This window comes from Bradyrhizobium uaiense, assembly GCF_010811875.1.
Classification (GTDB): domain Bacteria; phylum Pseudomonadota; class Alphaproteobacteria; order Rhizobiales; family Xanthobacteraceae; genus Bradyrhizobium; species Bradyrhizobium uaiense.
In genome coordinates this window covers 1-254 of record NZ_VKHP01000721.1, presented here as the reverse complement: position 1 = coordinate 254, position 254 = coordinate 1, and the positions used below count along the sequence as shown (strand labels likewise).

1 pseudogene is annotated in these 254 nt (G+C 56.3%); it reads right to left on the bottom strand.

Features of this window, described 5'->3' with window-relative positions:
• Nucleotides 1–126, bottom strand: a pseudogene (locus tag FNJ47_RS47215) (transposase); the annotation flags it as partial.
• Nucleotides 127–254: the final 128 nt, after the last annotated feature.

Sequence of the window (254 nt, the reverse complement as noted above, 5' to 3'; positions counted from 1 at the left end):
CAGGAGCTTCTTCAGTTTGGCGTTCTCATCTTCCAGTGCCTTCAGCCGCCTGGCCTCGGACACGTCCATCCCGCCGTATTTGGCCTTCCAGTTGTAAAACGTCGCTTCAGAGATGCCGTGCTTCCGCTGCGTGTTTCGGCAATTTCCGGACACCGATTTCGGTAATTCGCGGACAGCGATTTCAGTAATTCCGGGACAGGGATTCCGCTAAATCGCGGACAGTTGCGGGAGGTTGGTTTTCGGGAGCGCCGTTC